Source organism: Streptomyces sp. AV19, assembly GCF_015999245.1.
GTDB lineage: Bacteria > Actinomycetota > Actinomycetes > Streptomycetales > Streptomycetaceae > Streptomyces.
This window is the reverse complement of the sequence record NZ_JAEAMR010000040.1, coordinates 1-6,534: the sequence shown is the minus strand read 5'-3', so window position 1 is coordinate 6,534 and position 6,534 is coordinate 1. Positions and strand designations below refer to the sequence as shown.

Annotated in this window: 7 protein-coding genes; 4 read left to right on the top strand and 3 right to left on the bottom strand. The window is 69.3% G+C overall.

Annotated features, from left to right (window positions below; translation table 11 throughout):
- The 3 genes from I5Q34_RS32820 to I5Q34_RS32810 form a co-directional block, all read left to right on the top strand.
- Positions 1–229 (top strand): transposase (locus tag I5Q34_RS32820; RefSeq protein ID WP_199896149.1); only part of this gene is annotated, 229 nt, incomplete at its 5' end.
- An 89-nt stretch (positions 230–318) separates the two neighbouring features.
- Positions 319–933 carry an ATP-binding cassette domain-containing protein gene (locus tag I5Q34_RS32815; RefSeq protein WP_277965757.1) on the top strand — a complete coding sequence of 205 codons (615 nt, stop codon included), beginning with the start codon at positions 319–321 and terminating at the stop codon, positions 931–933.
- Between the two features lie 312 nt (positions 934–1,245).
- On the top strand, positions 1,246–1,767 hold the full coding sequence (locus I5Q34_RS32810) for a hypothetical protein (protein WP_199896148.1): 522 nt from the start codon (positions 1,246–1,248) through the stop codon (positions 1,765–1,767).
- Positions 1,768–2,089: 322 nt separating this feature from the next.
- Here the strand turns inward: I5Q34_RS32810 and I5Q34_RS32805 are convergent, their stop codons facing one another.
- The 3 genes from I5Q34_RS32805 to I5Q34_RS32795 all read right to left on the bottom strand — a co-directional run bounded on the left by I5Q34_RS32805 (position 2,090) and on the right by I5Q34_RS32795 (position 5,857).
- A complete protein-coding gene (locus tag I5Q34_RS32805) occupies positions 2,090–2,266 on the bottom strand; it encodes a hypothetical protein (protein ID WP_234429891.1) in 177 nt (58 codons plus the stop codon).
- Between the two features lie 350 nt (positions 2,267–2,616).
- Complete coding sequence (locus I5Q34_RS32800) at positions 2,617–3,258, bottom strand: DUF6461 domain-containing protein (protein WP_234429890.1); 642 nt, start codon at positions 3,256–3,258, stop codon at positions 2,617–2,619.
- Between the two features lie 229 nt (positions 3,259–3,487).
- On the bottom strand, positions 3,488–5,857 hold the full coding sequence (locus I5Q34_RS32795) for a DEAD/DEAH box helicase (RefSeq protein ID WP_277965778.1): 2,370 nt from the start codon (positions 5,855–5,857) through the stop codon (positions 3,488–3,490).
- Between I5Q34_RS32795 and I5Q34_RS35935 the strand changes: the two genes are divergently transcribed.
- Positions 5,795–5,944, top strand: coding sequence for a hypothetical protein (locus I5Q34_RS35935; protein WP_277965780.1), 150 nt, complete (start codon positions 5,795–5,797; stop codon positions 5,942–5,944). The genes I5Q34_RS32795 and I5Q34_RS35935 overlap by 63 nt on opposite strands.
- Positions 5,945–6,534: the final 590 nt, after the last annotated feature.

Sequence of the window (6,534 nt, the reverse complement as noted above, 5' to 3'; positions counted from 1 at the left end):
CGGCACCGGCCTGGTCATCCCGCACTACCGCAAGAGCAAGGACGAGGAACTGCCGGCCTGGAAGGAGGAACACAACCGCTCGCACAAGAAGGTGCGCGCCCGCGTCGAGCACGTCTTCGCCCGGATGAAGGGCTGGAAAATCCTGCGCGACTGCCGCCTGAAAGGCGACGGCGTCCACCACGCCATGCTCGGTATCGCCCGCCTGCACAACCTCGCCCTCGCCGGATAGGCCAGGGCACCGCCCAGGCCGACCCATCACCCGCCAACTCGTAGATCATTTACGGGACAGCCCTTACTGCCGGGCTGCGCGAGGCGGTCGTGCCGCTGATAGTTGTCGCGGTGGCGGCCTCCGGCCGGTACGTGGCTGATGCCTTCGCCCGCACAGCAGCCGCGCAGCTCGGCCCGAAGGCTGTCCGTGAAGCCGACCTTGCCGTCGTTCACGCCGCCACGAGCGCCGAGCTCGTCGCGTACGAGGACCCGGGATTCCTGGATGCCTACCGGGCGAGCAGCGAGGGCGCCCATGCTGCCGGAGATCTCATCACCAATGCCCAGACCCGGCAGTGGGCGAACCAGCGCGGCACCACGCCTCTGCCCGCCGGGGGCCCGCGCATCATCACCGCCGAGGACGCCTCGTTCGCCTATCCCGGCGCGACCACGCTCGCCCTGGATGGCATCAGCTTCGAGATCCACCGAGGTGAGGTCGTGGCCCTGGTCGGGGAGAACGGCTCCGGGAAGACCACCTTGGCCAAGCTGCTCACCGGCTTGTACCTGTCCACCAGCGGACGGATCGCGTGGGACGGCGTCGATCTGGCCGACGCCGACACGAACGCGGTGATGGGCGCGGTGTCGCTGGTACCGCAGGACTACACGCACTGGCCGCTCGCCGCCCGCGAGATCACCTTCGACGGCCGACTCTCCGCCGCCCGACGCTGAACCCCTAACAACCCCAGAACCACCGTTTACTGGACAGACCCCGCTCCTGCGCCTCACCGACCCCGGCCTGCGCGAGCAACTGGAAGCCCTGCCCGCCTCGGCAGCGCTGATCGGCATCGGCACCGACGGACGGGCCATCGCCGTCGACATGACACCGCGCCGCACGTCCAGGTCTGCACCGGCACCGGCACCGGCGGCGACGGCACGACCATCCTGCGCACTCTCACCGCCCAGTTCCTGCACCAGGGCGCGCACGCCCTGGTCCTCGGCCCCAAGCTGGTCTCCCACTTGTGGGCGAAGGACCTTCCGACGGTGACGCACCGCGGCAGCGTCGCTGGCATCCACGACGCCCTGGTCGGTCTCGCCTCCGAGCTCCAGCGCCGCACCAACCTCCCCACCGGCGACCTCGACGGTGTGCCGCGCCTGATCGTCGTCCTCGACCAGGCCGACGCCACCCTGCGGCAGCTCAGCCGCTACTGGGAGACGTTCCGGCAGAAGGACGACCCCAAGCAGTCCCCGGGCGTCGCCGCGCTCGAGGATGTCCTGTACGCGGGACGCCAGGCCCGCATCCACGTCCTCTGCAACGGCCAGGCCGCTGGCGGTGGCCTTTCCCCCGCCGCCCGCGAGCAGTTCGCCACCGTGGTCCTCGCGCGGTTCACCGCTAACACCTGGCAGCGGCTCGCCCCGATGGCCGGCCCCGTCCCGAAGAGCAGCCCGCTCCCGGGCCGCGCCCACGTCGTCCAGGACGGCACCGCCCACCCGACGCAGGTGCTGCTCATGACCGACGCCGAAGCCGCCGACTGGCTCGCCGCCACGGCGGCCGGAGATGTCTGACCCCGAGTCGGACACCCCCACGGGCCCCGGGGATCGAGCCTGACACCACACGCGGCTGGACCGCCTCACGAACCCTTCCCGGCCGCGCCCCATCGCCTGCAGGGGGAGCGGCCCAAGTCCCCAGGGCCTACACGCACTCCAGTGCGATGCCGCTGCTCAGGGCCAACGGCATCGCTCTGAGGCGCGTGCAGGCCCTGGGGCGCAATGCCGCCAGCCCCGGGCAGCGAAAAGACCCCGGGCACGCTGTGCGCCCGGGGCCCTGCCCACCAGCCTTACGACGCCGCCGATTTCGGTCCGAGGGCGGCGGCACGACCTGGTGTACTCACCAGTCGTCGGGTGCGTTGCCCACCCACGCGATCGGCTGTCCCTGGCTGTTGTGGCCCCAGTGGGGTTCCTCCATCGAGGTCTCGTGGCCGTCGTCCAGGACGCAGATCCGTCCCCAGCGGCCGTGCTTGCCCGGGCAGATCCCGGTGAGCCGGGCCGCGTCGTCGTCGCGCACGGCCTGGTCATAGCGGTCCTGGAACGGCTAGCCCCAGCAGCATCGGCCAGGCATGCGTGACCAGGTGCGGAGTACGCGGGTCGGGCACGGCCCGGACCGCCTCCAGCAGCGAGGGCAACCGCTCCGGTGTGCACAACTCCTCCCCTGCAACACTGCGTTGACAGGGAACTGGGGGAGGAAGGGAGAGCCGGGCAGGATGGCATACGGGCGCGGCCCTATCATGCTGAGTGGAATCAGCACGATCAACGAGAGCCGCGCCCTTCGCTGTTCACCCGCCCCGTCCGAGATCTGAGCACGTATCACGCCTGGGACGACGACTTGGGCGGAAGGGGATGACCTGGCGTGGGGTCTTACAAGATCTCGACAGTTCCGGGCGGAACCGGCCCCTCGCTTCTGTAGGTATCGCCCACTGGTGCCGACGGTGCGTCGTCCTCGGCAAGCGTCAGGCTGGGCCAGGGCCCGGCGAGGGTGGCGTCGTCCAGGGTGATGCCAAGGTGGTCGAGTACGAGGGCCACCACAGGAGCCATCCCGGCGTCCTCGCCTTCGTGTGCGGCAAGCGCAGCTTCCACCCGGTCCCACCAGGGACTGGTCTGTTCGGGCCGGGTGTACTCCATGCCGGGCTCGAAGTTTTCGATGCACTCACCGTCGCGCCAGTACTGGAAGACGCCGATTCCATCGGTAGTCGCCACGCTGTATGTCTCCGTGCCCCGGGACAACTCCGCGAGCGATTCCTCCCCGAAGCTGATGCCACCTTCCTCCTCGACGCAGAAGGCCCATTCACCGATCCTCCCGGCCCGCAGCAGCGAGACCGTCCCGCCATCGGAGTCGCCCGAGACGAGGTCCGAAGCCGCGTCCCAGTCGAGCAGTCGAGCCTGAGACGGTTCGGCTCCATAACGGGTGAACACCTCCTCGGGGCTGAGGCCGCGGGTAAAGGTGACGCACATCCAGGCCACCGCCCACCGGAGTGAACGCATGTCCGTTCCTGCTTTCATGTTCTGCTCCCTGGGCTCACTGTTCATTTGGCTGGCTGACCCCAAAGCCTCCGGGCCCCGACCATGCGCATGGCACGGCAGGGAGCCCGGCTTATGATGCCTGGTTCAGGCGGTGAACTCGATGCGGACAGTACGAACGGGATGACGTCCTCCTCCTCCGCGAAGGCGCTGTGGCGGGCGTGCCGTCGTACGGCTTCCTGCACACGCCGCTCTTCATCGCCCGCGGTCATCACGCTGCGCCTTCCCCTGCCGCCCACTCCAGCCCGAGGCCGGCCAGCGCCCGGAGCTTGTCGGCGGTCAGCTTGGCCCGGCGGCTCTTGCTGTTGCTGAGGAACACCCCGAGCTTCACCTCCGACCCGTCCGGCAACGCCTCCACGTGGGCCCTGGGGACCGTCACGGAGCCCGTGCGGGCCTTGTACTGCGCCAGGGCCGCAACGCCCCTCTCGAAGGAACTCACGGGCGCCGTGGACGGCTCCGCCGGCACGTCCGGCTCCACCGGGACCGTAGCCGCGGGGAGCGGGGTGACGCCGACGGCTTCCAGGCGCTCGTGCTGGCCCTCCGCCAGTGCCGCCCACACCTCGGGCTTCCGCTGCCGGGCCAGCCACTTCCCGACGTCCATCCCGTGGACCGTGAACCCGGGCAGGACCTCCGCCGGGCCGTCTTCGCCGCGCACCAGCTCGCGCAGGGCGGCGTAGTGGCGTTGCCACTCCGTCGGCCACGACGGGTTCCAGTCCTCGTCCACGGCCTTCAACGCGGCCTCCCACTCCGGGCGTTCGGCCAGCGCACCGGGACGGCGCAGGTTGGACAGCCACTGCCCCACCGGCTTGCCCAGGGCGGACGCCGACCGGGGCGCGCACAGCGTCCAGTGCTCCTCGAAGTACACCCGCGCCGCCGCCAGGTTCTCCTGGAACCGTTCATCGGCGACCGACCAGACCATCCCCAGTTTCTCCAGCCGCGCCGCCCGCTTGCCGGTCATCTGCCCGGCCCCGAACGCACGCCGCTGCTCCGCGACCCAGGTCCCCAGGGGGAACGCGCCCTCCTTGTGCTCGTAGGGCACGCGGGCGTGACCTTCACGCTCGGTGAACTCTTTGAGCTTCGCCCAGCCGCGCGCCCAGTCCTGCCGCTCCGTGTCGATCACGTTGAAGCTGACCCACTCCGCGACCATCACCGGGTCACGGGGAGCCGCAAAGCGCAGCAGCAGACGGGATTCTGCCTCGCCTTCCCCCGGAGCCTCACCGATATTCACTGAGGGCTGGGCCACGTCCTTCTGCGGCTCCTGCGGGATCGCGAGCAATTCCACGGCCTCTTCGTCGTGAGCCCGCAGCCCTTCGAGCACCTTCACCAAAGGCCGGTACGACCCGGAGGTGAACATGTCCTCCGGCTGTTCTCCCGGTTGGAGGAATACCGGCACGATCAGCGACGCCAGCTTTCCCTGTCCGGGCTTCTGCCGCAGGGCCCGGCCGATGGCCTGGACGATGTCGTGCGGCGCGCCCTTGGGGTCCAACAGAGCCACGCAGTCCACGCTTCTGATGTCGACGCCTTCCCCGAGGACGCGGCAGTTGGAGAGGACGGCGCGGAGCGTGGTGGTGCCGAAGTCGCCCAGGACCTCCCGCCGGCGCTCGGGGACGTGCTCGCCGCACAGCCAGTCGGCCCAGATCTTCGCGGGGTACGTCTCCGGCTGGTCCGCGTGCAGCTTCGCCGCGACCTGCTCCAGGCCCTCCGCGTACGCCTGGGCCTCTATGGTCCGGTGGTGGAAGGTGATGCAGGTCTGGAGGTTGTGCTGCGTCATGGTGTGCAGCAGGGCGGCCTGGAGGGCGCCCAGGCGCTGCCCGCGGACTTCCTCGCTGCGCCGGTCCTCGCCCATCAGCCGCTCCGGCGTGACAACCGGGTCCTGGAGCTCCAGGACGATGATCTGGTACCGCGCAAGCAGCTGGCGCGACACGGCCGACGCCAGGCTGAGCTTGTAGAGCACGGGCCCGAAGACGGCTTCGTCATCCATGCTCGCCGCCATCTCTTCCGGCAGCGCGTCACGGACACCTTCGGCGACCTCCCAGTGCGGGGGCCGCTCCTGCCAGATCCTCGGCGTCGCCGTCAGGTACAGCCGGCGGTGCGCAGGGATCTTCGTCTGGTCGTGGATGTCCGCCCATGCCTTGCCCATCGACCCGGACGTCCTGTGCGCCTCATCGACCACCGCGAGGTCCATCGGGGCCAGCTGCTGGCCGTAGACGCCCGCGAACGCCTCCACGAGGACGGGAAGAGACGCGTAGGTCGCGTAGATGGTCACAGGCCCCGTGCCGTGCCACATGGCCAGCCGCACGGGGTTCGTGGTGGAGCGCACCTGCATGTCCCACAGCTCGGGGTCGTCCAGGGGGCTGCACACCGTGATGGCCGGCCCCTTGTGCCCGGCGTTGTGCCACGCCTTCACCGTCTGCGCCAGGAGATCCAGCGTTGGCACCAGAACGAGAACGCGACCCCTGGGAACAATCCGCTTTGCGGCGGCCGCCGCGATGATGGTCTTTCCTGTTCCGCACGCGGCGTGCACCTGCCCGCGCAGGCCATTGAAGGGAATGCCGCCCGGCGGGATATCGAGACCACGCACAATGGCAGCCACGGCCTCAATCTGGTGTTCACGCAGTTTCACGGCCATTCCCGTGCTCTCCTTTTCGCGGAATGCGGCGCGCAATGAGAAAGAAAGTCCGGCGCGATGATTGGCGGGCCGGGGTGGTGCTGCCCAGACCCCAAACTCTACACAGCCCGTATCCGTGATGCATCACCCGCATGACAGGTTCGCCCTGTAGGCTGATACTTGGCTGAAACCTGCCTCGTGCATACGGTTCATAGGGTATGCTGACGGGGTATTGGTGAACGTGTCCGACGTTTCGAGGGTGGGGGAGGGCTTCGGGTGGAGCGCAGCGGAGCCCGTCCCTGCGGTTGGGGCCGGCGCTTGACCGGGCCGACGGCCCGTCACTCTCGTTGCGGGGGTGATGGCTGGGATTCCCAGTGGCTACACAGCCCGCGCGTAATGCACCTGCCCCGTGCAGCCAGCCGAAGGAGTCCCGCTTGCGGGACTCCCCTCAATTCGCGCCTGCGCGAATTGACATGCTTTTAGAATTCCGCTTGCGGAATCCAATTCCCGCGCTTGCGCGGGAATTGGGCGGAGCGTCAGCGGAGCCATTTGTTTTGCAGCGGCTTGCCGCTGCATTTCCCGCGGAGCGGGAAATGCACTCGCGGTACGCGGAGACGGTCCTGCGGCGCCGCGCGCTCCTGCGGACCTCC